This is a genomic window from Pseudomonas sp. PDM09, from assembly GCF_014852305.1.
Lineage (GTDB): Bacteria > Pseudomonadota > Gammaproteobacteria > Pseudomonadales > Pseudomonadaceae > Aquipseudomonas.
Map to the genome: position 1 here is coordinate 828648 of NZ_JACVBI010000001.1, position 26287 is coordinate 854934.

The 26287-nt window shown below is 57.9% G+C and carries 21 protein-coding genes; 3 read left to right on the forward strand and 18 right to left on the reverse strand.

All coding sequences use genetic code 11. From position 1 onward, the window contains the following. Positions 1 to 2: 2 nt before the first annotated feature. Both IB250_RS03685 and IB250_RS03690 read right to left on the reverse strand, forming a co-directional pair. Complete coding sequence (locus IB250_RS03685; protein WP_007900295.1) at positions 3 to 635, reverse strand: response regulator; 633 nt, start codon at positions 633 to 635, stop codon at positions 3 to 5. A 33-nt stretch (positions 636 to 668) separates the two neighbouring features. Further along, complete coding sequence (locus IB250_RS03690) at positions 669 to 2030, reverse strand: cache domain-containing protein (protein ID WP_192343017.1); 1362 nt, start codon at positions 2028 to 2030, stop codon at positions 669 to 671. A 380-nt stretch (positions 2031 to 2410) separates the two neighbouring features. On the opposite strand from IB250_RS03690, the gene IB250_RS03695 reads away from it, so the two are divergent. Both IB250_RS03695 and IB250_RS03700 read left to right on the forward strand, forming a co-directional pair. After that, the gene (locus IB250_RS03695) at positions 2411 to 4468 is read left to right on the forward strand and encodes a carbon starvation CstA family protein (RefSeq protein WP_192343018.1); all 2058 of its coding nucleotides are present in this window, start codon (positions 2411 to 2413) and stop codon (positions 4466 to 4468) included. Positions 4469 to 4483: 15 nt separating this feature from the next. Then, positions 4484 to 4681, forward strand: coding sequence for a YbdD/YjiX family protein (locus IB250_RS03700; RefSeq protein WP_007900300.1), 198 nt, complete (start codon positions 4484 to 4486; stop codon positions 4679 to 4681). A 27-nt stretch (positions 4682 to 4708) separates the two neighbouring features. On the opposite strand, the gene IB250_RS03705 is transcribed toward IB250_RS03700, so the two are convergent. The 16 genes from IB250_RS03705 to IB250_RS03780 form a co-directional block, all read right to left on the reverse strand. After that, positions 4709 to 4990: a hypothetical protein gene (locus IB250_RS03705; protein WP_008069969.1), complete on the reverse strand. Its 282-nt coding sequence runs from the start codon at positions 4988 to 4990 to the stop codon at positions 4709 to 4711. 68 nt (positions 4991 to 5058) lie between these two features. After that, positions 5059 to 5592, reverse strand: a complete 534-nt coding sequence (locus IB250_RS03710; protein WP_192343019.1) for a hypothetical protein — start codon at positions 5590 to 5592, stop codon at positions 5059 to 5061. Continuing rightward, entirely contained in the window at positions 5589 to 6149 is a 561-nt protein-coding gene (locus IB250_RS03715; protein WP_192343020.1) for a transglycosylase SLT domain-containing protein, read from the reverse strand. The genes IB250_RS03710 and IB250_RS03715 overlap by 4 nt, the downstream gene beginning before the upstream one ends. Position 6150: 1 nt before the next feature. Continuing rightward, on the reverse strand, positions 6151 to 8346 hold the full coding sequence (gene tssI / locus IB250_RS03720; protein WP_192343021.1) for a type VI secretion system tip protein VgrG: 2196 nt from the start codon (positions 8344 to 8346) through the stop codon (positions 6151 to 6153). Positions 8347 to 8634: 288 nt separating this feature from the next. Next, entirely contained in the window at positions 8635 to 9579 is a 945-nt protein-coding gene (locus IB250_RS03725) for a carbohydrate kinase family protein (RefSeq protein ID WP_192343022.1), read from the reverse strand. A gap of 13 nt (positions 9580 to 9592) precedes the next feature. Next, positions 9593 to 11089, reverse strand: coding sequence for a xylulokinase (gene xylB, locus IB250_RS03730; RefSeq protein WP_192343023.1), 1497 nt, complete (start codon positions 11087 to 11089; stop codon positions 9593 to 9595). A gap of 158 nt (positions 11090 to 11247) precedes the next feature. Beyond that, positions 11248 to 12720 (reverse strand): mannitol dehydrogenase family protein, encoded by a 1473-nt coding sequence (locus IB250_RS03735; protein WP_192343024.1) that lies wholly within the window; start codon positions 12718 to 12720, stop codon positions 11248 to 11250. Positions 12721 to 12734: 14 nt separating this feature from the next. Next, positions 12735 to 13838: an ABC transporter ATP-binding protein gene (locus IB250_RS03740; protein WP_192343025.1), complete on the reverse strand. Its 1104-nt coding sequence runs from the start codon at positions 13836 to 13838 to the stop codon at positions 12735 to 12737. A 133-nt stretch (positions 13839 to 13971) separates the two neighbouring features. Next, a complete protein-coding gene (locus tag IB250_RS03745; RefSeq protein WP_192343026.1) occupies positions 13972 to 14802 on the reverse strand; it encodes a carbohydrate ABC transporter permease in 831 nt (276 codons plus the stop codon). 10 nt (positions 14803 to 14812) lie between these two features. Beyond that, complete coding sequence (locus IB250_RS03750; RefSeq protein WP_123496945.1) at positions 14813 to 15739, reverse strand: carbohydrate ABC transporter permease; 927 nt, start codon at positions 15737 to 15739, stop codon at positions 14813 to 14815. 169 nt (positions 15740 to 15908) lie between these two features. After that, positions 15909 to 17231, reverse strand: coding sequence for an ABC transporter substrate-binding protein (locus IB250_RS03755; RefSeq protein WP_192343027.1), 1323 nt, complete (start codon positions 17229 to 17231; stop codon positions 15909 to 15911). 341 nt (positions 17232 to 17572) lie between these two features. Next, the gene (locus IB250_RS03760) at positions 17573 to 18478 is read right to left on the reverse strand and encodes an AraC family transcriptional regulator (RefSeq protein ID WP_123496941.1); all 906 of its coding nucleotides are present in this window, start codon (positions 18476 to 18478) and stop codon (positions 17573 to 17575) included. Positions 18479 to 18663: 185 nt separating this feature from the next. Continuing rightward, complete coding sequence (locus IB250_RS03765) at positions 18664 to 19953, reverse strand: glycosyltransferase (protein ID WP_192343028.1); 1290 nt, start codon at positions 19951 to 19953, stop codon at positions 18664 to 18666. 107 nt (positions 19954 to 20060) lie between these two features. Next, a complete protein-coding gene (locus IB250_RS03770) occupies positions 20061 to 20414 on the reverse strand; it encodes a hypothetical protein (protein ID WP_192343029.1) in 354 nt (117 codons plus the stop codon). Continuing rightward, positions 20371 to 21876 (reverse strand): PhoPQ-activated protein PqaA family protein, encoded by a 1506-nt coding sequence (locus tag IB250_RS03775; RefSeq protein WP_192343030.1) that lies wholly within the window; start codon positions 21874 to 21876, stop codon positions 20371 to 20373. The genes IB250_RS03770 and IB250_RS03775 overlap by 44 nt, the downstream gene beginning before the upstream one ends. Positions 21877 to 22039: 163 nt before the next feature. Beyond that, positions 22040 to 22399 (reverse strand): response regulator, encoded by a 360-nt coding sequence (locus tag IB250_RS03780; protein WP_192343031.1) that lies wholly within the window; start codon positions 22397 to 22399, stop codon positions 22040 to 22042. A gap of 260 nt (positions 22400 to 22659) precedes the next feature. Between IB250_RS03780 and IB250_RS03785 the strand changes: the two genes are divergently transcribed. Beyond that, positions 22660 to 26139, forward strand: coding sequence for a response regulator (locus IB250_RS03785; RefSeq protein WP_192343032.1), 3480 nt, complete (start codon positions 22660 to 22662; stop codon positions 26137 to 26139). Positions 26140 to 26287 lie beyond the last annotated feature (148 nt).

The following is a 26287-nucleotide window of genomic DNA, read 5'->3' on the forward strand; positions in this document are numbered from 1 at the left end:
CGCTAACGCGAAATGATCCCGTGATCGATCGCGTACTTTACGAGGGCGGCGGGTTTGTCGATGTTGAGCTTGCGACGGATGCTCAGGCGATGGGTTTCTACAGTCCGCACACTGATATCCAGTTCGCGAGCCATTTCCTTGTTGTTCAACCCCTGAGCCATCTTGTACAGCACCTGGCTTTCGCGCGGAGTCAGCTCGTTGTCGGTACTTTTATCGGCGATGAGCCGTTGTGCGATCTCGGCACTGTAGAACGTCCCGCCGCTGACAATGGCTTCGATTGCCGCAATGATTTCCCGTGAAGGCGCATTCTTCAGCACATAGCCGCTGGCACCCGAGCGAACGGATTCACTCACGTATTCATAGTTGTCGTACATGCTCAGCACCAACACCTTGAGCGACGGGTATTGGCTGCGTAACAAGCGCGTCAGCTCAAGGCCATTGATGTCCTTAAGGCTGATGTCGACCAGCAACAGGTCCGGCTGGCAGCGCCCGACCATTTCAATGGCATCGGCGCCATTCTCGGCTTCTCCCACCACTTCCAGCTGCGTCATGACCGCCAGCAGCGATTTGATTCCGTCGCGGACCAGGGAGTGATCGTCAACCAGGGCGACGCGGATCGGGTAGGGCAGGTTCATCGCAGGCATTCACTCTAATTGTTATGGGTTGAGTCAGCGTTCTGTACCGGGCAGTTTCATCGGCAGCAGCACGTCCAGCTCACTTCTTCCCGGCATCGAGGTCAGGTCGAATCGACCGCCAAAATGCTCGACACGCTCACGGATGTTGCGCAGGCCAATACCCGCGTGACGACGTTCGACTTGGGCGACGTTGAAACCGATGCCGTCATCGACCACTGTCAAACGTACGGACTTTTCAGAACCGTGCAGGGTAATGATGACGTTTTTTGCCTGTGCGTGGCGTTCGATATTGGTCAGGCCTTCTTGCACGATGCGAAACAACGAGACGGCGGCGCCATCGACCAGATGACAGTCGAATTCGTTATCGTTGAAAGTCACGACCAGACCGCTGCGCTGCTCGAATTCTGCGGCGAGTTGACCGATTGCCGCCGGCAGGCCGAGGGTGTCGAGCAGCGACGAGCGCAGGTCGTGAGAGAGGCTGCGAACTTCGCCAATCGCATCCCCGAGGCGCTCCGTGGCGTCTCTTAAGATGCTCAAACCCTTGTCTTGTCCATTCTCCAGCACATGGCTGGCCAGTTCGAACTGAAACTTGATAGACACCAGTAGCTGGCTGATGCCGTCGTGCAGCTCTCGGGAAACCCTCGACCGTTCTTCCTCTTGCAGGCTGACAATGCGTTGGGTCAGGCGCTGGAGTTTTTTGTCGGCCAGGCGATGCTCGCTGACGTTCAGCGTCATGCCGCTGGCGAAGACAAACAGCACCGCCACAAGGGCCACCGCGGCAATGGCCAGCATGGTTTTGCGGATGCCCTGAGCCACCTCGTCACGGGCCTGTCGGGTGGCGCGTTCGACGTCTTCAAGGTAAATGCCAGTGCCGAGCATCCAGCCCCAACGGTCCAGCATCACCACGTAAGCGAGCTTGTCGGTCACTTGGCCGGAAGAGGGTTTGTTCCAGGCGTAACGTTGAAAACCTTCGCCCGATTGCGCACTTTTGAGCAACGCCTGGATCACCGGCAGACCGTGAGGGTCGGTCATGTCCCACAGGTATTTGCCCACCAGCTCTGACTGGCGCGCATGCATCAGGCTACGGCCTTCGCGGTCGTAGACGAAGAAGTAGCCATTGATGCCAAAGCTGAGCTTGCGCAGTTCTTCGAGCACTTGCTGCTGCGCGCGCTCATCACCCCGACCGTCGTCGTACAGCGGCGCGATCAGGCTCTGGGCCATTTCGACGTAGTTTTTCAGCTCTGCGCGCTTGCTGGCCAGAATGCTGTCTTCGATCAGTTGCGCCTGTTGATCACCCAGTTGCCGGTTCAGGGAAATCACCAGCGCACAGATGACCGCGATCGCCAACACCAGCGGCAGAATCCCGAGCGCGACGATTTTATGTTTGAGCTGCATCTCTACTCCTGGCCAGACCGAGGGAAGGCGAAGGCCCGGCATCATATGCCAAAGATACGCGCCTCCAGTAGCAGTGCTGGACAGAATGACCTGCGGCTGTGATGAAAACGCAGAACCTTGTGGGAGCGGGCTTGCTCGCGAAGGCGGTCTGTCAGTCAACGGTGATGTTGAATGTACTGGCCTCTTCGCGAGCAAGCCCGCTCCCACAGGTTTTGTATTTCATCTGACAGATCATCTACGTAGAAATACGTAGACGCCACGTACGTAGTAACGCGGATTTATTTGTCGACAGCATGGGCGGATATTGGGCCCGCTCCGCAATGCGGACACAATTATAATAATTACCGCCGCAGCCACTGGCTGTCGGCAGGAGACACGCTATGCCCCGTCTGGCTAAACACCTCGCCTGGTTTGCCGTGGCTGTCCTGGGAGCGTTTGCGCTAAGTGTCGTGGCCCTGCGCCGCGGCGAAGCCATCAACGCCCTCTGGATCGTAGTCGCAGCAGTCGCTATTTATCTCGTCGCGTACCGCTATTACAGCCTGTTCATCGCCACCAAGGTGATGCAGCTCGATCCCAATCGAGCCACTCCCGCCGTACTCAACAACGATGGTCTGGACTACGTGCCGACCAACAAACACGTGCTCTTCGGACACCACTTCGCAGCGATCGCTGGCGCAGGGCCGCTGGTCGGTCCGGTATTGGCGGCGCAGATGGGCTACCTGCCCGGTACGCTGTGGCTGATCGCCGGCGTGGTGCTGGCCGGTGCGGTTCAGGACTTCATGGTCCTGTTCATGTCCACCCGCCGCAACGGTCGCTCCCTGGGTGACATGGTCCGTGAAGAAATGGGCCGCATCCCCGGGACCATTGCGCTGTTTGGCTGCTTCCTGATCATGATCATCATCCTCGCGGTGCTGGCGCTGATCGTGGTCAAGGCCCTGGCCGAAAGCCCGTGGGGTATTTTCACGGTGATGGCGACCATCCCGATCGCGATGTTCATGGGCATTTACATGCGCTACATCCGCCCGGGCCGCATCGGTGAAATCTCGGTGATCGGCGTGGCGTTGCTGCTGGGGTCGATCTGGCTGGGCGGGCAGATTGCCGCTGACCCGGTGTGGGCCAAGGCGTTCACCTTCACTGGAATCCAGATCACCTGGATGCTGATTGGCTACGGTTTCGTCGCCGCAGTACTACCGGTGTGGCTGATTCTGGCGCCGCGTGACTACCTGTCGACCTTCCTCAAAATCGGCACCATCGTTGCGCTGGCGATCGGCATTCTGATCACCATGCCCGACCTGAAAATGCCGGCATTGACCCAGTTCATCGATGGCACCGGGCCGGTATGGAAAGGTGGGTTGTTCCCGTTCCTGTTCATCACCATTGCCTGTGGCGCGGTGTCCGGTTTCCACGCACTGATTGCTTCCGGCACCACGCCAAAGCTGCTCGCCAGTGAAGGCCATGCCCGTTACATCGGTTATGGCGGCATGCTGATGGAGTCCTTCGTGGCGATCATGGCCATGGTGGCTGCGTCGGTGATCGAGCCAGGCGTGTACTTTGCGATGAACAGCCCGGCGGCCCTTGTCGGCGCGGATGCTGTTTCAGTGGCGCAGACGGTCAGCAGTTGGGGTTTTGCAATTACCCCGGAAGCGCTGCAAGCAGTGGCCAAGGACATCGGTGAAACCACCATCCTGGCCCGTGCCGGCGGTGCGCCGACTCTGGCGGTCGGTATCGCGCAGATCCTGCACCAACTTCTGCCAGGTGAAAACACCATGGCGTTCTGGTACCACTTCGCGATCCTGTTCGAAGCGCTGTTCATCCTCACTGCGGTGGATGCCGGTACCCGTGCCGGGCGTTTCATGCTGCAGGATTTGCTCGGCTCCTTCGTTCCAGCGCTCAAGCGCACCGAATCCTGGACCGCCAACCTGATCGCCACCGCCGGTTGCGTGGCGATGTGGGGTTACCTGCTGTATCAAGGCGTGATCGACCCACTGGGCGGGATCAACACCTTGTGGCCACTGTTCGGCATCTCCAACCAGATGCTGGCGGGTATCGCACTGATGCTGGCAACTGTCGTATTGATCAAAATGAAGCGCCAACGCTACGTCTGGGTCACCATGCTGCCAGCGGTGTGGCTGCTGATCTGCACCACCACCGCAGGCTTCATCAAGCTGTTCGACGCCAACCCGGCAATCGGCTTCCTGGCGCTGGCGAAAAAGTACAGCGACGCCTTGGCCAACGGCCAGGTCCTCGCGCCGGCCAAAAGCATCGAGCAGATGCAGCACGTCATCTACAACGCCTACACCAACGCAACGTTGACCGCGCTGTTTTTGCTCGTGGTGTTCAGCATCCTGTTCTTTGCACTCAAGGTCGGTATAGCCGCCTGGGGCACCAAGGAGCGTACGGATAAAGAAGCACCATTCCAGGCTTTGCCGGATGCTTGATGGAGGAGGGTGCCCATGTTCAATGACCTGAGTCGCCTTGGTAAATACCTGGGGCAGGCTGCACGCTTGATGGTTGGCATGCCTGACTACGACACTTACGTTGAGCATATGCAAACCAAACACCCGGACAAACCGGTGATGAGCTACGAGGTGTTCTTTCGCGAACGTCAGGAGGCTCGTTACGGCAGCAAGGCGGGACCGAAGTGCTGTTGATGCGAAACATTTAAGCGGTATTTTGCTTTAGGAGCCCGGCCTGCCGGCGATAGCGACCTTCGAGACGCTACCGTTGGCAAGCCGGGCTTTTTTTTGTTGTTGTACTTTCTGATATTGGCCGAATTCCTCCTTGAAGCGGGCGAAACACTCCATGACCTTTTGCTTGTTTTCAAGCAAATAGCCCTCTTTGAAGTACACCGTAGCGATCAATTCCAGCCTGATGACTGGGGTGTTATCCGGCAATTCAAAGGCTAGGTCAGGAGCCTTCTCGTTTAATCTTTCCGGTCTGACGCGCACCTTCAAAAACAAGCCTGCCTCCTGCGGGCAGGCTTTGAAGCTAGATGTCCGACGGTGATGTATTCAATGGGATGATGCGCTCATTTCAGGCGTAAAACCTTGAACCCATGGGTATCTGGCCGAACATCAACACTACCTGCTTCCTCTGGTTGCCCTTTTTCCGCGAAATAATCATAAACCAGGAACTTTCCTGGGACCTCGTTCCCGATATTTGGAATGACCAACCGCATTTGCTCTTGTCCAAGATAAAGCCAGCGGGGCAGGGACTTCTCTGCAAAATCGATTCGTTCGATCGAATGACTGACGGGGTTTTTGCGTAAAACAACACCCTTCAAATACGGCGAGCCGTAGTTGAGCGCAAATATAAAGCCGGAGGAAATGCACTTTGCCAGGACCACCTGCCCGACAAAGTCGGTATCAGGCATGTCCGTAAATGCAGTTTGTGTTTTCTGATCGAGCTCAAGAAACAAGCGCTGACCCTCTGCAGTTGACTCGGCCAGTAAAGACCCCCGTGTTCCATCAGACAAAGGGCAGCCGAGAATTGACTTGGGCGGCTCTGCATAGGCAGTCCCTATAAACAGGACAGTGATTAAATACAACCACGGTTTTTTCACTTTATATTGTCCCTGAGCACCTGCATTGAATCGGGACTGGCCGCGAGTTTCGCGGCACAGGCACTTATTTTTTTATAATAAACTCCGTTGGAAAGGCCTCGGTACTTTTTGTAGGCCTCTTCAATTGAGCTGGATACATCGATCCAATATTGCATGTACTCCGTGCCAAGTTGAATATTTTTGGCTTCGTCAAAAATGCTGGCGCTAGCGTGGAATTCCTTGCCTTCGGCAAATACCGCTTTGGTTTGCTCGTCGCTCGGCGTACGGCCAAGCTGTTTCTTTCTTCGATATTTGTAGACCTGTTGCACCGCTTGCATCTGCATTTGCATCAGGCCTCGAGCATTGTGCCCAGCCCCGGCATTAGCATCGAAACGTGACTCCATATAAATCTGGCAAATGATAGTGTTTGTATCAATCGAAGACTTGTTGTTGGCTTCAACCAGTTTCCTGATTTCCTTCAAACGCTTACTGTCATCTACCATGACTGAAGCCGGTTTTTTATCGGTTACCGGAGTCAACGCTTTTTGACTTGTGGCCAAAGGTTTCAATTTAGGCATATCAAGCGTCCCATCCTGGATTGATAGGGGGGATGTCGTCATAAACCTCAATCACAGCCATTTCCGCTTCTGCACTTTTTATTTTTCCAGTTATTCCTTCATCATTGGTACGTCCCGCCAGGCTCTTGCCCGAAGAGGTTTTGATGACATAAGGAAAATTTTTCAACGGTAAACCCGTGTTTTGATCAGTAATCAAGAAATCCAAGTCATGGTCTGTTTTCTCGAGAACTGTTTTTCGTTCTAAAAGTTGACCGGCGCTCGCGATTGCAGCTGCTAACGGGATCAATGGACCTAATGCCTGGGTACCTGAACCCGCTCCCGGGCCACCCCCGGAATTCACCTTCACCTCCGCCCCGCTAATCGTCACCCCGCTCGCATCAATCTTCACAAAGCTCCCGCCAGCCTTGGCCGTCAGCTCCATGCCACCCTCAACCACCACCTTCTCCCCGGCGTGGTAATGAATCTCCGTCCCGGCCTCGACAAACTGCGCCGTTCCCACTTTCACATGCCGGGTCACGCCGACAGTCAGGTGATCGTCCGCCCGCGCTTCGGTCTTGCGGTCCAGATGGGTGAGGCGGTGCTCTTCCACCTTGAACTCGCTGAATACATTGGCCTCGACCGTGTCATGCCGTTCATTGCCGATGCGGATTTTCTGGTCGTGCTCGATGTTTTCATCCCAGTCGCGCTGGGCGTGCAAGTAGAGCTGTTCCGCGCCTTTTTTGTCTTCGATGCGAAACTCGTTGTAGCCCTTGCCGCCCGGTGAGCTGAGGGTCTTGAAGGTGCTGCGGGTTTTGTTTGTCGGCAGGTCGTAGGGGACGACGTTTTCCTTGTGGTACAGGCAGCCGGTGATCAGCGGCTGGTCCGGGTCGCCTTCGAGGAAGGTGACGAGCACTTCCATGCCGACTCGCGGGATGGCGATGCCGCCGTAGGCGTTGCCGGCCCAGCCGGTGGCGACGCGCAGCCAGCAGCTGCTGGTGTCGTTGCCCTGACCGTCGCGATCCCAGTGGAACTGCACTTTGACGCGGCCATATTCGTCGCAGTGAATTTCTTCACCCGCCGGGCCGGTGACGATGGCGGTCTGGCTGCCCAGCACTTTCGGTTTCGGGTGTTCCAGGGCCGGGCGGTAATGCGCGTCCCACGGCGTGGCGAGGAAGCGGTTGCGGTAGCCCTGGTGGAAGTCGTCCTTGTTATCGGTGACGTCGCTGGTGATGTTCTCGCCGAGCACTTGCGGCTGCTTGCCTTCGTGGACGATTTCCAGCAGCAGCCAGAGGTCGTTCCACTCGGCGCGCGGGTGTTCGCTCAGGGCCATGAAGTGGCCGCTGACCAGGGTCGGTTCATCGCCTTTGCCTTCGGCCAGTTGGTAGTCGCTGCGATGGCGTTCGAGGGCACGGGTCGCCAGTTGCTTGCCCCGTGCGCGGTCGGTGAAGCGGCCGGGGTAGTCGTAGTCTTCGAGGTCCGGGGCGAACGCGCTTTTGGCCGCGCCCTCAGGCAGCAGGCGTGGTTTTTCGAAGTCGTAGTCGCGGCGGCTGACGCGGGTGGTACGGGTTTCCAGGCGCAGGTTGAAGCGCTTGATCACCGGTTTTTTGGCAGCCATGCCGGAGTCTTGCTGGTAGCTCACCGGCGCGAGTTTGCGGAACACCGTCTGGTCATCGCCGAACACCAGTTTGTGGCCGCTGGTCGAGTGCTGGAAATGGAAGTGAATGCCTTCCTCTTCGCACAGGCGCTGAATAAAGTGCAGGTCGGATTCGTCGTACTGCACGCAGTACACGCGCTCGGGGTAGATGGCGCCGAGCTGGAAGCTGTAGGCGTCGGCCAGAATGCCGCGGGCCTCGAGGACCTGGGCGATGATCTTCGGCACGCTTGACTGCTGGAAAATCTGCTGGTCGTGGTTGTGCCGCAGGTAGGCCAGTTGCGGCACCAGGCTGATGCTGTAGCGGGTCAGGCTCTTGCCGGAATCGCCTTGCTCGATGCGGTACACCAGACCATGGATCTTGCCCTGGCCGGTGGCGCCGAAGGTCAGGCAACCGGGCTTGTGCAGCAACTCTTCGAGTTTCAGGTCGGGGCGGGCGCTGACCAGTTCGATGTCGAAACAGAACGGCTGGTTGAGGGCTTCGCGGCCGACGAAACTGAGGACCTGCAGGTCGACGGAAACGCCTTCGAGTGTGAGGGAGATATGGATTGCGTTTGCGTCCAGCATGCCTTGAGTTCCGTCCTTTGAAAAAGCAGGGGCGGATGGTGCAGTATTAAAGTGCCATGTTCAAGACGAATATGGAGGGCAAGCTGTATAGGGGAAACCCTTGTCTAGAGGGTTTCGAGCAATGGATATGGGCTTGTGCCGTTGATTGCGGAGTTACAATTTTTCGGTGTGCAACCGGTAGGCCGCCTTCGCGGGCAAGCCTCGCTCCTACAGCATTTGTGGCGAGGCATTGATCATGCCAGCGCCGGACCTGTAGGAGCGAGGCTTGCCGCGAAGAGGCCCTCACATTCAGCGCATTTCCAACTGCTGCCGATACGGCAAATCCGGCCCTGTCTTGCTGCACGTCAGCGCCGCTGCGCTCACCGCAAACCTGAGCATCCCGTCGATCTGTTCACGGCTCAGCTGCTGCAAACCTTCAACCGAATCCAACTGCTGCTCGGTCAGCCAGGTAATCAACGCTGCCTGAAATGTATCGCCAGCCCCCACAGTGTCGGCAATCTTCACTGAACAGGCCGGTACCGACCACGAGCCGTGGGCACGGCTGAACACCGTTGCGCCTTCGCCGCCACGGGTCAGGAACACCAACTGGCAGCGATATTCCAGCCAGCTTTCGATGACGTGCTGAGGATCTTGCTCGGGGTACAACAGACTCAAGTCTTCGTCGCTGACCTTGATCAGATCCGCCAGCTCCACCAGCGTGGCAATCCGCGAGCGCCACAACTCGATGTTCGGCTCGGGATTGAGGCGCACGTTCGGGTCGAGGCTGATCAGGCGTTTGCCGCTTTCCCGTTGCACCAATGCCAATAACGTATCGGCAATCGGCTGCACCACCAGCGAAAACGAGCCGACGTGCAACCCGCGCACTTCAGGCCCAAGCGTCGGCAGATGTGCCAGGCTCAACTGCCGATCAGCGCAGCCTTCGCCACGAAAGCTGTAATGGGGCGAGCCATTGGCACCGACCGCGACCATTGCCAAGGTGGTCGGCGCGGCAAAGTCCACGAGGTAGTCCGGGCGCACACCTTCATCCTGCAGCACTTGCTGCAAACGTCGGCCGAGGTAATCGGTCGACAGCCCGCCAAACAGTGCCGCGTCCACGCCCAAGCGGCGCAAACCTACGGCCACATTGAACGGCGAGCCGCCGGCAATCGCCTTGAAATTCACTTTGGATGCCAAGCCGCTGGCATCGTCTTCGCTGAAGAAATCGAACAGCGCTTCGCCACATACCAGATACATAGTTTCTCGCTCTTTAAAGGGTTGCGACATGCTGTCGATAGCGTTCATAGGCCTGCTGACAGGCCGCCACATTTTCTGCAATCGGTAAGGTTTCACTGGCCAGATCGAGCGTTACGCAACGCTCGCACAAGTCCGCCAGGCTGTCTTCGTGACCGTTTGCCCAGGACTTGCACCACGCCGCCTGAATCGCTGCGCCGAGGGCCGCGGCTTCACTTTGCTCGGTACAAATCACTGGCGTATTCATGATGTCAGCGACGATCTGCCGCCACACCGGGCTCTTCGAGCCGCCGCCGATCAGGCAGATGCGCAGGCTTTGTAAGCCATTGTGGCGAAGCAGGTCCAGCCCATAACGCAAACCAAAGGTGGTGCCTTCTACCACGGCGCGGCACAGGTTGGCCTGGGTCAGGTTGGTCATAGTCAGCCCCAGCAGGCTGCCGCTGGCATGGGGCAGGGCGGGAACGCGTTCGCCATTGAGGAACGGCAGCATGCACACGCCGTCGGCACCGATCGGCGCTTGCTCGACCAAGCCGTTGAACGCCTCGATATCCAGTTCGAACAGCTCGCGAATCGTGCTGGTCGCGTTGGTCAGGTTCATCGTGCAGATCAGTGGCAGCCAACCGCCGCTGGAGGAGCAGAAGGTCGCAACCGAGGCATCCGGGCTGACGTTTGCTTGTTCGGCATAGGCGTAAACCGTGCCCGAGGAACCAAGGCTCATGGTGATCGCGCCGGGCTTTATATTGCCGGTTCCGATCGCGCCCATCATGTTGTCGCCACCGCCGCTGGAGACCAGTGCTTGCGGATTGATGCCCAGATGTTCGGCGATACTCGGCAGGATTGTGCCGACCGGTTGGTGGGCATCGATCAGCTCCGGGAGCGCGGCTTGCAGGCGCCCGGTGGGGTCGATGTCGCGCAGCAGTTGCAAGTCCCATTGGCGGGTGCGCACGTTGAAATACCCGGTGCCCGAGGCATCACCGTACTCGCTGCAACTGCGGCCGGTGAGCCAGTAGTTGAGGTAGTCATGGGGCAGCAAAATGCGGGCGATCCGGGCGAACACTTCCGGGTGCTGTTCTTTGGTCCAGAGCAGTTTGGACACGGTGTAGCCCGGCGCGATGACAATGCCGAGGCGTTCCAGGGAACCTTCTTCGCCGCCCAGATGGGCGAGCAAGCGGTCGTTCTCCGGCGTGGACTCGGTGTCGCACCAGAGCTTGGCCGGGCGCAACACCTGGCCGCGATCGTCGAGCATCACCAGGCCATGCTGCTGGCCGGAAACACCGATGCCGAGGATGGCCTGACCGTCTACATTCGCTGCGAGCAATGCACGGTGGGTGGCCAGGGTAAAGGCTTCCAGCCATTGGGCAGTGTCTTGCTCGCGACGACCATTGGCGCCGCTGATGAGGCTGTGGGCGGCGGCGCCCTGACCGAGGACCTGACCGCTGTGCGCGTCGAGGATCACGGCTTTGGTGCCTTGGGTGCCGCAATCGATGCCCAGGAATAGTTGTTGGTTTGCCATGGAAGATCCTTGATGTGTCAGGTCGATCTCGGTGAACCCATTCGCGAGCAAGCCCGCTCCCACATTGGATTGTTGTCGAACACAAAATCCGTGTTCACTGAAGATCTACTGTGGGAGCGGGCTTGCTCGCGAAGACGGCAGCAGGTTCACCACCACTCTTACGCCAGCACCCGCTCCAACGTCCGTGTCACCCCAACATCGCGCAAGCTGTTACAGCACCACTCGAACGCAGCGACGAACTCTGGAGAGCGCGGAATCGCCGTCCCAAAAATCTCCTCCACTTCCAACAACCGCTGAGTGATCAACACATCATCGGCCACCAGCGCCTGACAGAACGCTGCCCGTGGATCCGGAATTGCATAGCTCTGGCCATTCTCATCCACGCCTTTGAGGTACAGCGCCCAGGCCGCCACCACCAGCGCCGCACGTTTGGTCTCCTGCCCATCGGCAATCAAGCGGTTGATGGTCGGCACGGTGAACTTCGGAAACTTCGACGAGCCGTCCGAACACACTCGCTCCAGCTGATCGGCAATCGCCTGATTGGAGAAGCGCGCCACCAGGGTGTTTTTGTACTCGGTCAGGTCGATGCCCGGCACCGGTGCCAGTTGCGGCGTCACGTCCAGGTCCATGTAGGCGCGCATGTAGCGCACGAACAGTGGGTCGTTCATGGTTTCGTGAACGAAGCGGTAACCTTTCAAAAAGCCCAGGTAGGTCAAGGCCAGATGGCTGCCGTTGAGCAGTTTGATCTTCATCTCTTCGTAAGGCGTGACGTCATCGGTGAACTGCACGCCGACCTTTTCCCAGGCCGGGCGACCGTTGACGAATTTGTCTTCCAGCACCCATTGCACAAACGGTTCGCAGACCACCGGCCACGCGTCGTCGATGCTGTGTTTGTCGTGCAGTTGCAGACGATGCTCGGTGCTGGTCATCGGCGTGATGCGGTCGACCATCGCATTAGGGAAACTGACATGGTGCTCGATCCAGTCGCGTAGATCGGCGTCGCGCAGGGCGGCGAATGCCAGCAGGGCTTTACGGGTCACGGCGCCGTTGTGCGGCAGGTTATCGCAAGACATCAGCGTGAACGCGGGCGTGCCGGCTGCACGTCGTTTGGCCAGTGCGACGCAGAGGAAGCCGAACACGGTTTTCGGTGCGTTCGGGTGAGCCAGATCATGCTGGATCTGAGGCAGGTGCGCCATGAATTCGCCGTTGCTGTCATCGATGCAATAGCCGCCTTCGGTGATGGTCAGCGAGACAATGCGGATGTCTGGATCGGCGAGTTTGTCGATCAGCGCTTCGGCGCTGTCTTCGGCCAGCAGCATGTCGCGGATGGCACCGATAACCCGCACTTCAGCGTCGTCGCTGTCGCCGAGTTCGAACAGGGTAAACAGATAATCCTGCTCTTTGAGATCGTCCCGGGCGCGGCGATCTTCAGCGCGCAGGCCGACCCCGCAAATGGCCCAGTCCAGCGCTTCGCCGGTATTCATCAAGGCATCGGTGTAGTACGCCTGATGCGCGCGGTGGAAACCGCCGACGCCAATGTGCGCGATGCCTTGGCGAGTGTCGCTCAGGGTGTAGGCGGGCAGGGCCACTTCGGGGGCGAGGCGGTTGAGGTTCTGTTTATTCAGTTTCATCGCATGCTCTCGGATCAGGCCGCGGCGCGCAGTGGGCGGGTCAGCGCCACGCCGTCGGCATCGAATAAATGGCAGTGTTCAGCGTCCAAGTGCAGGCTCAGGGTTTCGCCATAACGGCTGGCCAGATCGCCGCGAACACGCATGGTCAGCGCTTCGCCGGACGACGTCAGGACGTGGCAGAAGGTATCGCTGCCCAAGCGTTCGCTGACGTCGGCAGTGACTTGCAAGGTGCAGTCGCCGGTTTGCGCGAGATTCAGATGCTCCGGGCGAATGCCCAGGGTTACCGCGCCGCCGACGCTCAGGTTGGCGCCGCTCAGCGGCAACGTGATGCGGGTGCCGGCGTCCAGCAGCACTTCGCAGCGCTGGCTTTCGACGCGGGTGACTTTGCCTTTGAGCAAGCCCATTTTCGGCGTGCCGAGGAAGCCTGCGACAAACAGGTTGGCCGGCTGGTGATACAGGTCCAGCGGCGAACCGACTTGTTCGACTTTGCCGCCATTGAGCACGACGACTTTGTCGGCCATGGTCATGGCTTCAACCTGATCGTGGGTCACGTAGATCATCGTGGCTTGCAGTTCTTTGTGCAGGCGCAACAGTTCCAGGCGCATCTGCACCCGCAGGGCGGCGTCGAGGTTGGACAGTGGTTCGTCGAACAGGAATATTTTCGGGTTGCGCACGATCGCCCGGCCGATGGCCACGCGTTGCCGCTGACCACCGGACAATTGCTTGGGCTTGCGCTCCAGCATCGGCCCGAGTTCAAGGATGCGCGCCGCTTCGCCGACTTTTTTCTCGACTTCGGCTTTCGCTACACCGGCCAGGTCCAGGGCAAACGACATGTTTTTGCGCACGCTCATGTGTGGGTACAGGGCGTAAGTCTGGAACACCATCGCCAGGTCGCGCTTGGCCGGGCTGACTTCGGTGATGTCGCGGCCATCCAGTTCGATGGTGCCACCGCTGACTTCTTCAAGGCCGGCGATCAGCCGCAGCAGGGTGGATTTACCACAGCCCGACGGGCCGACGAACACCACGAATTCCTTGTCATTCACTTCCAGGTCGATGCCTTTGATGATGGAAAAACCTTCGAAGCCTTTTTGCAGATTTTTGATTTTCAGGTTGGCCATGATGATGGGCCTCCAGGTGTTGTTATTCAGTTGAGCCGTGCGGGCTTTTCTGTAGGAGCCAGGCTTGCCGGCGAAGGCGTCCGTCAAACCGCCTTCGCCGGCAAGCCTGGCTCCTACAGGGATCGGATCGGATTCATTTCACGGCGCCGAACGACAGGCCGCGGACCAATTGTTTCTGGCTGATCCAGCCGAAGATCAGGATCGGCGCACAGGCCAGGGTCGACACCGCCGATAACTTGGCCCAGAACAGACCTTCGGGGCTTGAGTACGAGGCGATCAACGCGGTCAGTGGCGCGGCCTGGGACGAGGTCAGGTTCAGCGACCAGAACGCCTCGTTCCAGCACAGGATCAGCGACAGCAGAACCGTGGAAGCCAGGCCGCCCTTGGCGATCGGCAGTAACACCCGGACCATTTCCTGCCACAGCGTTGCGCCGTCCAGGCGTGCGGCTTCGAGGATGTCTTTGGGGATGTCTTTGAAGTAGGTGTAAATCATCCAGACCACGATCGGCAGGTTGATCAGCGTGTAAATCACGATCAGCGCGATGCGCGTGTCCAGCAGGCCGAAGCTCTTGGCCAGCAGGTAGATCGGCATCAACACGCCCACCGGCGGCAGCATCTTGGTCGATAGCATCCACAACAGCGTGCCTTTGGTGCGCTGGGTTTCGTAGAACGCCATGGAGTAGGCCGCCGGTACTGCGATCAGCAGGCACAGGGCCGTGGCGCTGAAGGAAATCACTACCGAGTTCCAGGCGAAGCTGAAGTAGTCGCTGCGCTCGTTGATGTGCAGGTAGTTCTCCAGCGTCGGCGTGAAGATGAACTGTGGCGGCGTGGCGAACGCATCGATTTCGGTTTTGAAACTGGTCAGTACCATCCAGAAGATCGGGAAGAAAACCAGGATCGCAATGGCCCAGGCCAGGGTGCCCAGCAGCAGGCTTTGCAGACGGCGGGATTGTTGAAGAGTCATGGCGCAGGCCTCAGGCTTTGTCTGTCAGGTTTTTGCCGATCATCCGCACCAGCACGATGGCCGCGACGTTGGCAATCAACACCGCGATCAAACCACCGGCGGACGCCATGCCGACGTCGAACTGCACCAGCGCCTGGTTGTAGATCAGATAGGCGAGATTGGTCGAGGCATAACCGGGGCCACCGTTGGTGGTGGTGAAGATTTCGGCGAACACCGACAGCAGGAAGATGGTTTCGATCATCACCACCACTGCAATCGGCCGCGCCAGGTGCGGCAGGGTCAGGTGCCAGAAGATCGCGATGGGGCCGGCACCGTCCAGGCGCGCGGCTTCTTTCTGCTCCTGATCGAGGGACTGCATGGCGGTCATCAGAATCAGGATCGCGAAGGGCAGCCATTGCCACGAGACAATGATAATGATCGACAGCAGCGGGTAATGCGCGAGCCAGTCCACCGGCTGCGCGCCGAACAGCTTCCAGATGTAGGCGAGAATCCCCGAGACCGGGTGAAAGATCAGGTTCTTCCAGATCAGCGCACCGACGGTGGGCATGATGAAGAAGGGCGAGATCAACATCACCCGCACGATGCCGCGACCGAGAAACTCACTGGCCTCCAGCAATGCGCTGATCAACACGCCGAACACCACGCTGATCAGCAACACACTGCCCACCAGCAACAGCGTGTTGGTGGCGCCGGGCAGGAAGCCCGAGTCACTCAGAAAGTAGCTGAAGTTCTCCAACCCCACGAACTGGTTTTCACCGGGGTAGAGCAGGTTGTAGCGGATCATCGAAAAGTAAACGGTCATGCCCAGCGGCACGATCATCCACAGCAGCAACAGCGCCACCGAGGGGCTGACCAGAAACCAGCCAGGGTTGGTCAACCGGCTTTTACGCACCGGTTGGGCAATGTCCATGTGAGCTTTGACAGTTGAAATATTCATGGCGTTAAAACCGATTAAGAACAGACAAATGAAGATCCAATGTGGGAGCGGGCTTATGTGGCGAGGGGGCTTGCCCCCGTTGGGTCGCGAAGCGACCCCAAAGCTTTGCGACTGCTTCGCAGCCGAACGGGGGCAAGCCCCCTCGCCACAAAGCCCGTCTCCACAGTTGTTATTGCGCGGTTATTTTTGGATAACCGGCACGCTTCATTTCACGTTCGGTGGTTGACTGGGCGGCGGTCAAAGCCTGGTCGACCGTGGTCTGGCCGATCAGCGCTGCCGAGAACAGCTTGCCGACCTGGGTGCCCACGGCCTGGAACTCAGGAATGGTCACCAACTGGATGCCGACATAGGGCACGGGCTTGAGGGACGGTTTACTCGGGTCCGCAGCCTTCAGCGATTCCAGCGTCACCTTGGCGAACGGCGCGGCGCTCATATAGGCCTCGGTGTAAGTCGAAGTACGAGTGCCTGGCGGCACGTTGGCGATGCCGTCTTTTTCCGCGACCAACGCACCGTATTCCTTGGAAGTGGCCCAGGCGCTGAACGTTTTCGCCGCGTCCTTGGCCTTGGAACTGGTCGGAATGGCCAGCGCCCAGGAATACAACCAGGCCGAACCTTTGTCGGTGGTTTCATGTGGTGCGTAGGTGAAGCCGACGTGATCGCTGACCTTGCTTTGGGTCTTGTCGGTGACGAACGAGCCGGCGACGCTGGCATCGACCCAGATCGCACACTTGCCACTGTTGAACAGCGCCAGGTTTTCGTTGAAACCGTTGCTCGACGCGCCAGGAGGTCCAGACTTCTTCATGGTGTCGACGTAGAAGTTCAGCGCGTTTTTCCATTCGGGGCCGATGAATTCCGGTTTCCATTGCTCATCGAACCAGCGTGCGCCGTAAGCATTGGCGACGGTGGTGATCAGTGCCATATTCTCGCCCCAGCCCGCCTTGCCGCGCAGGCAGATGCCGTACTGTTCTTTGTCTTTGTTGGTGAGTTTGCTGGCAAATTCGCTGATCTGGGTCCAGGTCGGGCGCTCGGGCATGGTCAGCCCGGCGTCCTTGAACAGGTCAGTGCGGTAATAGGTGATGGAGCTTTCCGCGTAGAACGGCAGGGCATAGAGCGTGCCCTTGACCGAGAGACCTTCCCGGACTGAAGGGAACACGTCGTCGAGGGCGTAACTGGCCGGCAAGTCCTTCATCGGTTCCAGCCAGCCCTTGGCGCCCCAGAGTGCGGCTTCGTACATGCCGATGGTCAACACATCGAACTGCCCGCCCTGGGTGGCGATGTCGGTGGTCAGGCGTTGGCGCAGGACGTTCTCTTCGAGCACCACCCAATTGAGCTTGATGTCCGGATGCTCGGCCTCGAAGGTTTTCGAGAGTTTTTGCATGCGGATCATGTCGCTGTTGTTGACGGTGGCAATGGTCAGGGTCTGGGCGCCGAGGCTGACGCTACTGAGGGTCATGCAGGTGAGAGCAAGCAGAGCTTTTACAGAAGGTTGCATCGTGCACTCCTTTTCTGCACCCGGCGGGTTACAGAAGGACAGTTATTGTTTTTGTGTCTTCCTGCGCAGGAAGAATGTGCACTGATTACAGCCTTCAATTGATGGGGTGACAAATCATCCATCGCACTGTGACCGATACTTTTTTGCACTGGGGTTGAGGGCGAGAGGTGCGTGGTACGGTTTACTAGCCGCTAGCGCCGTTGGAAATCTGTACAGGTTTTCAGCTTGAATACAAAACCTTGTGGGAGCGGGCTTGCCCGCGAAGAGGCCGTCAGATCCACCGATTTATATCGGCTGACAGTCTGCTATCGCGGGCAAGCCCGCTCCCACAGGGGTAGGTATTAACCCAGGTTTTGCTCAGTCAAGCGCTGCACCGCCAACCGCCGGTAGTGCGACGGCGTCATGCCCTTGAGCTGTTGAAAGCGCCGGTTGAAGTTGGAAATATTATTGAAGCCCGATTCGAAACACACATCGGTCACCGTTTTGTCGCCATCGGCCAGCAGCTCGCAGGATTTGCTGATGCGCAGGCGATTGACGAATTCGATGAAGCAGCGCCCGGTGGCCTGTTTGAACACTCGGCTGAAGTAGGTCGGCTTCAGGCCCAAGTGCTCGGCGACTTCTTCCAGCGGCAGTTCTCGGGCGTAATGGGCAAAGATGTAATCCACCGCCCGGTTGGTGCGGTCGATATTGTGCTCATCGGCCAATTGCGGCGTCGTGGCACCGGACAGCAACTGATAGTCATCGGATGCCGCCAGCAACTCCAGCAGAATGAAAAAATGCCCGAGCCGGGTCATGCCCTTGGTATCAGCGATGCGCTGCATCAAGGTCATGGCCTGGCGAATCGTGCGCTTGCAGCGAAACTCGATGCCGTACTGCGCGCGCTCCAGCAAGGGTGCAAGCGTCTTGAGCTCGGCGAACACCTGATGGCCGCTTTCGAACAGTTCGTCAGTGAAATTGACCAGCATGTCGCGTTTGGGCACCACTTCGTCTTCGGCCACCTGGCTGATCCAGTTGTGAGGCAGGTTGGGACCAGTCAGGAACAGCGTTTCCGGGTAGAAGTTGCCGATGTAGTCACCGATGAACACCTTGCCGGAGCTGGCGATGATCAGGTGCAGTTCGTATTCCTTGTGAAAATGCCAGCGCACCAAAGGGCAGGGGAAGCCATGCTGACGATAGATGATGGACAACCCGTTATGGTCGTCCATCAATTCGTAGGAAGGATCGGTAACTCTGGCTGGTCGGCTCATGTCAGGGCACTTTTATTGTTATCGCCCGTTGATCATGCCTCTTTCCAGGCTCTCTGTGCCAGCCTGCGACACTGCTCGATAGCGAATGGTGGTCGAAGACAGCGATCAGAAGAACGTTTCGTAGGGCGTCCCTTCAAGTGCTGATAAGTTCTTGTTGCGTTCGGCGGGCGAAGTTCGGCATTTTCTTAAATGCGATTTTTTGCTTCAATCCACTGCGCCATGTATTGAGTGCTTTTGTGATGATGATGGCGCAACATGCTGCCGGTGAAGTTATCCCTTCTAAGTAGTGCCAGGTGTTGCTGGCAATACAACAACTTCTCGATCAGCGCCGGGCCATGTACCGCGGGCTGATAGCGATCGGCTAATAATTGCTGGCCATGGGATTGGGCACTCATCCAGAGGTCTTTTTCTTTATAAAGACGAACCGCACAATCGGCGAACTCGCGCGCGGTTCGGGTCACGGCGCCCGGCCACGGCTGTTCGCGGTGCATCGCTTCTGCGCCAATGGGGGTGGTGACATTGGGCGTGCCACACAGCATGGCGTCGACAATCTTGCCTTTGATACCCGCACCAAAGCGTAACGGCGCCAGGCATACCCGCGCCGCGGACATGACTTGCAAAGCATCTTCTGCCCAGTTCATCACATGAAACCCTTGGGCCGCATTGTGCAGGGCGGTGGCTTTGGGCGGCGTATAGGCGCCATAGATGTGCAGTTGCGCCTCTGGCAACTGCGCACGGATCAGCGGCCAGATCGTGGTTTTCATCCAGAGCACGGCATCCCAGTTCGGCGCGTGGCGGAAGTTACCGATACTGAGGAAATGCGCACGCTCCTCAAACGCCGGCGACGCGGTGGTCAGGGGTTCGACCATCAATGGGCACCAGTGCAGCAATTGTTGCGGCAACCCGAACTGCTCGACCAACAATTCAATCTCCACTTCGGAGATCATCAGGTTCAAGTCGCAGCGATACAGCGCGGCGATCTCCCGTTTCGCCAGATCGGTATCGGCCATGAGCTCGAACTCTTCGCGCAATGCAGGGGCGAATAACTCGCTGAAATCATTGGCGTCATCACTGGCCTTCAAGCGCTCCTTGAGTCGCTGATGCCGGGCATGTCGCAGGCTTTGCAGGTCGGAGGTCTCCAGCACGCGCAAGGCGTCGGGGCAGTGTTTCTCTACTCGCCAGCCGAACTGTTCTTCCATCATGAACTGGTCGAACAACACGATATCCGGTGCCAGTTCACTGACAAAGGTGTCGAAACTGCTGTTATTCAACTCGATCGGCACTTCGCGGATGCCCAGCACGGTCAGATCGGCCTTGTGCTCGCCGGGACCGGCGGGACTGCTGAAAGTGATATCCCAGCCTTGCTGCAAAAACGTTTCGAGGATCTGCATGACATGCCCACTGGCCGCAGAAGAGCGGGGCTCGGGCCAGACGTAACCAATCACCAGGACTTTGGTTGCGCGGGGCTGGGTCATAAATAGTGATCCTTTGCAGCAAGCGAGGGGGCAAAAAGGGCGCAATTAAACCACAGTACAGTAGTGGTCGCATGCGCCCGGTATCGGTAACTCGGTATGTCTGAAACTTAGAGGATGTTGATTTTTACCAGTGTCTGCCCACTGATGTATCCATGGTTGGCATTTTTGAGTGCCGCTTTCATGGTCGCTATATTCTGCTGATACGCTTGCTTGTTGGTTTTTAATTGGCTTAGCAGCGATGTCGTCAATGCAAACGAGTCGGCATTTTTAAACACCATGGAGCTGTTGTAGTTGGTATTTGGAAAACTCGGCAGGCCCATGGACATCTTGCCGTTGGCGAGATTCAGGAGTGGACTAACGTCCAATTGTTGAGAACCACCCCATTTAGCAAAACGGTCGAGATTGTCGTGTCTTGATTCACTGACCCAGGGTGGCGGGTAGCGTTCTGCAAAACGCCTCATCGGCGGGTGGTGCCTTATCCGGATATGTATCCGGAAGAATCTTGACCAATGTCGTTTCGACAACGCCGTCTGCGTACTCAGCCTCGAAGAACTCTGCGCTCCAACCCACCTTGGGAGCACGGAGAGTTGCATGGACTTCCGTTGAGGCCGGCAACTGTGCTGCGGTGTAGCGCACGCCGCAGTTGTACCTGAAGTCCCGGGCCTTTGGGTTGTGGGCTGTCCACTGGGTCATCCTGATTGGCATTTCGGACAAGGTCAGCTGCAACTTGGTTGATGAGGCGTCCAGGTGCTGTTCCTGTGCCTTTAACCTCGGTGCGGTATTGCCGGTCTGCCGCCGCTTGATGTAAGGAATCAGGTTCGCTTCAACAAACGCCCGCACATCGTGGGCGGCATTGGGAATGATCCGAAGTGTATTGTCACCCGGCAGATCCGCAAGATACTGGCGCGAAGCATCCGGGATGAAGAAATCATCACCACTGGCGTTGACGATGTATTTCGGGATCTTCAAGCGGTCGATGTAGCCGGATAGATTTCGATAGTTCATCGGATCTTCGACTTGCAGCAACTTCTTGAACGGCTCGCTCTTGCGTTGGGCGATCACGCCTTGCAAGTAGTAGTCGATGTACGCCAGAGGCCAGTTACCGCCGTAAGCCAGAAACGTCTGGTCGAACACTTTGTCCGTGTTCAAGACGTCTATGACAAACGGCACGATGCTATCGACGCGTGAGTCCGAAAGGGCGGACAGCCATACCGCCCAACCGCGTTTCGACGCGCCGGTGGCAAGAAAACTCACCACCTGGCCTGGCTGCGTTTCCTTTTGTGTCAGGTCCATGGCCTTAACCAATGCTTCCATCATCGGCACATGCAGCGACATAAAGGGTTGTTGTTCCGGCGCCTGCATGAATAGTTTCCAGCTGTGGGCAACGCTGCCATCTTCTGTGCGCGGCACGCCGTCATCGCTGTAGGTCAAATACTGGTTAGGGACATTGCTGACAGCCACTACGATCAAACCGGTTTGCCGGGCAATGTTGAGTAATGTGTGCTGCGAAAAGTTGTTGGGTGCTCCCGGAGACTCACCGGGCAAAGGCTGGTTGACGCCGTCGTTGGCGACCAGCACGGCACGCGTACCTTTGACGTTGTCGGGAATGTACAGGTCGACTCCATGGGTCCAGTCTGCTGGGGCGACTTGACCGCCCTGGCCCCAGGACTGTGACATCAGTTCGAAGCGCCGGATGTTGACGCCGGGCTGTTGCTCTTGTCCCTTACTGACGTAGCGCAGCGGTTGCGTCGCTTGGGCTTTGCGATAGCAGTTCAATACTTCGCTGAACGCTTGTCCGTTCTGTTCAAAGCAGTGCTGCGGATTGTCGGAAGAGGCTGACTGGCAACCATATCCGGCGATGAGCATTAGCAACAATCCGCTGATTTTCAAATAACGTGCGTAGCATTCGGTTTGATTCGGCATGGACCCGGTTCCTTATGAGTGAGAATCACCGGTCCAATCAAACGCCAGGCGGGCGGCCTTTTCTACTGTCAGAGTTGACAGGTTGAGCCGAAAAACGCCGAAAAATGCAGTCTTACGTCTGTTTATGCAGAAGTGGAGGGGGCCACAGCCCCAGTCAACTTTCTCAGACCAGCATGCCTTTGACCTTGTCCCGCAACTGATCAATGGAAAACGGCTTGCCGATCACGTGCATGTCGTCAGGCACCTCGATGCTTTCGGCATAGCCGCTGGCGAACAGAATTGGCAATTCGGGACGCAGCATGCGCGCCTGCTTCGCCAGTTCCCGACCGTCCATGACCGGCAACCCCACATCTGTCATTAGCAAGTCGATGTCCTGGTCTTCGTCATTTAGAAACTCCAGGGCCTGTTCGCTACCATCCGCCTCGAGTACTTCGAATTCGAGCTCCTCCAGCACATCGACGATCAGCGTGCGCACGATGGCATCGTCTTCGACGACTAGAATGGTGGAGGTGTCTGCGGACATAGTGGGGCTCTCAAAGGTTGAATTCGCGGTTGCCGGACAATCGAAACCGCCGGGTTCTTGCGTGATTGAGTGATGAATCACGACAGGTTCCCGACGCGCTACAAAAACAATAGCCGCACAAGAGCCGCAGAGAATAACCGCTCCTTTGTCCCAGAGCAGCTAAATGCAGGTTTTTGCCGCAAAACATGTCAGAAAAATGGATGAGCCCGGCCGTTTTGGGGCAGACTCGATGCTTTTCAATAGCACGACAAGGCTTCCCCATGACCTCTGCGTCCTCGGTTGATGAGCAACGATTCCGTAAACTCCTGAGCCGCAACGTCAGCCTGCCATTGGGTGTGGGCGTCATCAGTGCGGTTTTCTTCGTTTCGCTGATCACCTACCTACTGTCGGTGATTCAGTGGGTCCAGCACACCGACCGGGTGATCAATAATGCCAATGAGGCGATAAAGCTGACCGTCGATCTGGAAACCGGCATGCGTGGGTTCCTGCTCAGTGGCGACGAACATTTCCTCGATCCCTACGAGACGGCCAAGCCGAGAATCGCCGTCGCGCTCAATACCTTGCTCGAATTGACCGCTGACAATCCGGTCCAGACTGATCGTCTGCGCCGGCTCCAGGCCTTGCAGACGGAGTGGGCCAATTACGCGCAAGCGATGATCGATTTGCAGCGTGCCAGCGGTGACTACCGTGGCGCCGTCAAGGCCGGGCGTGGCAAGCGGCTGACCGATGAGATCCGCAAGCAATTCGAAGATGTTATCGACCTGGAGCAGCAGTTGCGTGGTACACGCAACGAGGAAGTGCGCCAAACCACGATCTGGAGCATCGCCCTTTATCTGCTGTTCGTGGCCGCTATCAGCGGGTTGCTGGCCTACATTGGTCGTCGGGACTTGCTCAAACTGTCGCAAAGTTACAGCACCAATCTCGCCGGACAACAGGCCAGTGCCCGACGCCTGGAACAGCAAGCCTGGTTACGTAACGGCCAGACCGAACTGGCCGAGCAAGTCCTGGGGCAGCTATCTCTCAATGTGTTGGGGCGCAACATTTTGCAGTTCTGTGCGCAATATTTAGGCACGGCTGTCGCGGCGATCTATGTCCGTGAGGATCATGGTGGCCTGAAGCGTATCGCGTCTTACGGTTTCTCCCGGGAACAGGAAGCGCTTGAACAGCAGATCTACAGTGGCGAAGGGATTGTCGGCCAGGTGGCGCAACAGGCGCGTTTGATTCGTCTGGATGACGTACCAGGCGACTACTTCAAAGTCAGTTCCGGCCTGGGCGAAGGTTTACCGCATAGCGTATTGGTGGTGCCGACCAGCGATGACGATCGGGTCAACGGTGTGATCGAACTGGGGTTCCTGCGCACGCTGACGGATCGTGATGTTGAACTGCTCGAATTGATTGCCGGCAACATCGGCACCTCGATCGAGGCCGCTCGCTATCGTCAACGTTTGCAGGAGGTGCTGGCCGAAGCCCAGCAACTCAACGAAGAGCTGCAGGTTCAGCAAGAAGAACTCAAGAGCGCCAACGAGGAGCTGGAAGAGCAGTCGCGGATTCTCAAGGAATCCCAGGGCCACCTGGAAACCCAGCAGGTAGCGCTGGAGCAAACCAACGAACAACTCGCCGAGCAGGGGCAGATCCTGGCCGCGCAACGCGATGCCATGGACCAGAAAAACACCGAGCTGAATCTGGCCCAGGTTGAACTCGAAGCGCGCGCCGAAGAGTTGCAGCGCTCCAGCAAGTACAAATCCGAATTCCTCGCCAACATGTCCCACGAACTTCGCACGCCGCTGAACAGTTCGTTGATTCTGGCCAGGCTGTTGGCGGAAAACCCGCAGGAAAATCTCAGTGCCGAGCAGGTCAAGTTCGCCGAGTCGATCTATTCCGCCGGCAATGATTTGCTCAACCTGATCAACGATATTCTCGACATTTCCAAGGTCGAGGCCGGCAAGCTTGAGGTGCGAGCGGAAAACACCAGTGTCGCGCGTCTGGTGGAAGGCCTGCGTGGCATGTTCCAGCCGTTGGCTGCGCAAAAGAACCTGGATTTCCAGGTGCAATTGCTGGCCGATGCGCCCCTGATGCTGTTCACCGACCGCCAGCGCCTGGAGCAGGTGATCAAGAACCTGCTGTCCAACGCCGTGAAGTTCACCGAGAAAGGCACTGTCAGCCTGAGCGTCGCTGCTCAACCGGGCGAGGGCATTGCCTTTATCATCCGCGATTCGGGCATCGGTATCGCGCCGGATCAGCAGGAAAGCATTTTCGAAGCCTTCCGTCAGGCCGATGGCACCATCAATCGTCGTTACGGCGGCACCGGCCTGGGTTTGTCGATTTCGCGTGATCTGGCCACGTTATTGGGCGGCTCCATCAGCGTGACCAGCACGCCTGGGCAGGGCAGTGTGTTCACCCTGGTGCTGCCGCAGCACTACGTCGAACCAGACGAGGCGATGAATGCAACGACAGTGGCCGAGCCTACAAACGCGGTGATTTCTGCGCCTGGGCCATTGATTGCCGACGTCGACATTCCGCGTTTCGACGATGATCGCAACAAGGCGCCATTCGCTACCCGCTGCATCCTGGTCGTGGAGGATGAGCCCAACTTTGCGCACATTCTTTACGATCTGGCCCATGAACTGGGTTATCAGTGCCTGGTGGCCCATGGCGCCGACGAAGGCTATGACCTGGCCATGCAGTTCCTCCCTGATGCGATTCTGCTGGACATGCGCCTGCCGGATCATTCCGGGCTGACGGTATTGCAGCGCCTGAAAGAACATGCTGAAACCCGGCACATCCCGGTACACGTGATTTCGGTCGAAGACCGGGTCGAGGCGGCCATGCACATGGGCGCCATCGGTTATGCGGTCAAGCCCACCACCCGCGAGGAGCTCAAGGAGGTATTTGCCCGCCTCGAAGCCAAACTGACGCAGAAGGTCAAACGGGTCTTGCTGGTTGAAGACGATGATGTGCAACGCGACAGCATCGCTCGGCTGATCGGCGACGAGGACATTGAAATCACCGCTGTCGGCCTGGCGCAGGATGCGCTGGACCTGCTGCGCACCACGATTTTCGACTGCATGATCATCGACCTGAAGCTGCCGGACATGCTCGGCAATGACTTGCTCAAACGCATGTCGACCGAGGATATCTGCTCGTTCCCGCCAGTGATCGTCTATACCGGACGTAACCTGACCCGGGATGAAGAGGCAGAGCTGCGCAAGTATTCGCGTTCGATCATCATCAAGGGCGCTCGCTCGCCCGAGCGGTTGCTGGACGAAGTGACACTTTTTCTGCACAAGGTCGAATCCCGCTTGTCCCAGGAGCGTCAGACGATGCTCAAGATCGCCCGCAGCCGGGACAAGGTTTTCGAGGGCCGTAAAGTGCTGTTGGTGGACGACGATGTACGCAACATCTTCGCGTTGACCAGTGCATTGGAGCAAAAGGGGGCCGTCGTGGTCATTGGCCGCACCGGCCGTGAGGCGATCGAGAAATTGAATGAAGTCGAGGACATTGACCTGGTGCTGATGGACGTGATGATGCCGGAAATGGATGGTTTCGAAGCCACCCTCGAAATCCGCAAGGACCCGCGCTGGCGCAAGCTGCCGATCATTGCGGTGACGGCCAAGGCGATGAAGGACGATCAGGAGCGCTGCTTGCAGGCCGGTTCCAACGACTACCTGGCCAAGCCTATCGACCTGGATCGCCTGTTTTCGCTGATTCGTGTGTGGTTACCGAAGATGGAACGAATATAAGTGTCCTGCCTCGCAAGTATGTTCCTTTTTGGCGGCGTCTGTTGTCGCCATACTGCGTTGCCGCTCCTCGCCATAGCCAGCTATGACTCGTCGCGGCGCCTTGTCTGGCAACATCAGCCACTCCCCAAAAAGGGACATACTTGCGAGG

Coding starts and splice junctions, on each gene's coding strand:
- IB250_RS03775 (WP_192343030.1), bottom strand. CDS start 21,876: ATGCCGAATCAAACCGAATGCTACGCACGTTATTTGAAAATCAGCGGA.
- IB250_RS03740 (WP_192343025.1), bottom strand. CDS start 13,838: ATGGCCAACCTGAAAATCAAAAATCTGCAAAAAGGCTTCGAAGGTTTT.
- IB250_RS03690 (WP_192343017.1), bottom strand. CDS start 2,030: ATGCAGCTCAAACATAAAATCGTCGCGCTCGGGATTCTGCCGCTGGTG.
- IB250_RS03685 (WP_007900295.1), bottom strand. CDS start 635: ATGAACCTGCCCTACCCGATCCGCGTCGCCCTGGTTGACGATCACTCC.
- IB250_RS03725 (WP_192343022.1), bottom strand. CDS start 9,579: ATGTATCTGGTATGTGGCGAAGCGCTGTTCGATTTCTTCAGCGAAGAC.
- IB250_RS03715 (WP_192343020.1), bottom strand. CDS start 6,149: ATGCCTAAATTGAAACCTTTGGCCACAAGTCAAAAAGCGTTGACTCCG.
- IB250_RS03755 (WP_192343027.1), bottom strand. CDS start 17,231: ATGCAACCTTCTGTAAAAGCTCTGCTTGCTCTCACCTGCATGACCCTC.
- IB250_RS03745 (WP_192343026.1), bottom strand. CDS start 14,802: ATGACTCTTCAACAATCCCGCCGTCTGCAAAGCCTGCTGCTGGGCACC.
- tssI (WP_192343021.1), bottom strand. CDS start 8,346: ATGCTGGACGCAAACGCAATCCATATCTCCCTCACACTCGAAGGCGTT.
- IB250_RS03735 (WP_192343024.1), bottom strand. CDS start 12,720: ATGAAACTGAATAAACAGAACCTCAACCGCCTCGCCCCCGAAGTGGCC.
- IB250_RS03780 (WP_192343031.1), bottom strand. CDS start 22,399: ATGTCCGCAGACACCTCCACCATTCTAGTCGTCGAAGACGATGCCATC.
- IB250_RS03760 (WP_123496941.1), bottom strand. CDS start 18,478: ATGAGCCGACCAGCCAGAGTTACCGATCCTTCCTACGAATTGATGGAC.
- IB250_RS03765 (WP_192343028.1), bottom strand. CDS start 19,953: ATGACCCAGCCCCGCGCAACCAAAGTCCTGGTGATTGGTTACGTCTGG.
- IB250_RS03785 (WP_192343032.1), top strand. CDS start 22,660: ATGACCTCTGCGTCCTCGGTTGATGAGCAACGATTCCGTAAACTCCTG.
- IB250_RS03700 (WP_007900300.1), top strand. CDS start 4,484: ATGTTCAATGACCTGAGTCGCCTTGGTAAATACCTGGGGCAGGCTGCA.
- xylB (WP_192343023.1), bottom strand. CDS start 11,089: ATGGCAAACCAACAACTATTCCTGGGCATCGATTGCGGCACCCAAGGC.
- IB250_RS03695 (WP_192343018.1), top strand. CDS start 2,411: ATGCCCCGTCTGGCTAAACACCTCGCCTGGTTTGCCGTGGCTGTCCTG.
- IB250_RS03750 (WP_123496945.1), bottom strand. CDS start 15,739: ATGAATATTTCAACTGTCAAAGCTCACATGGACATTGCCCAACCGGTG.
- IB250_RS03770 (WP_192343029.1), bottom strand. CDS start 20,414: ATGAGGCGTTTTGCAGAACGCTACCCGCCACCCTGGGTCAGTGAATCA.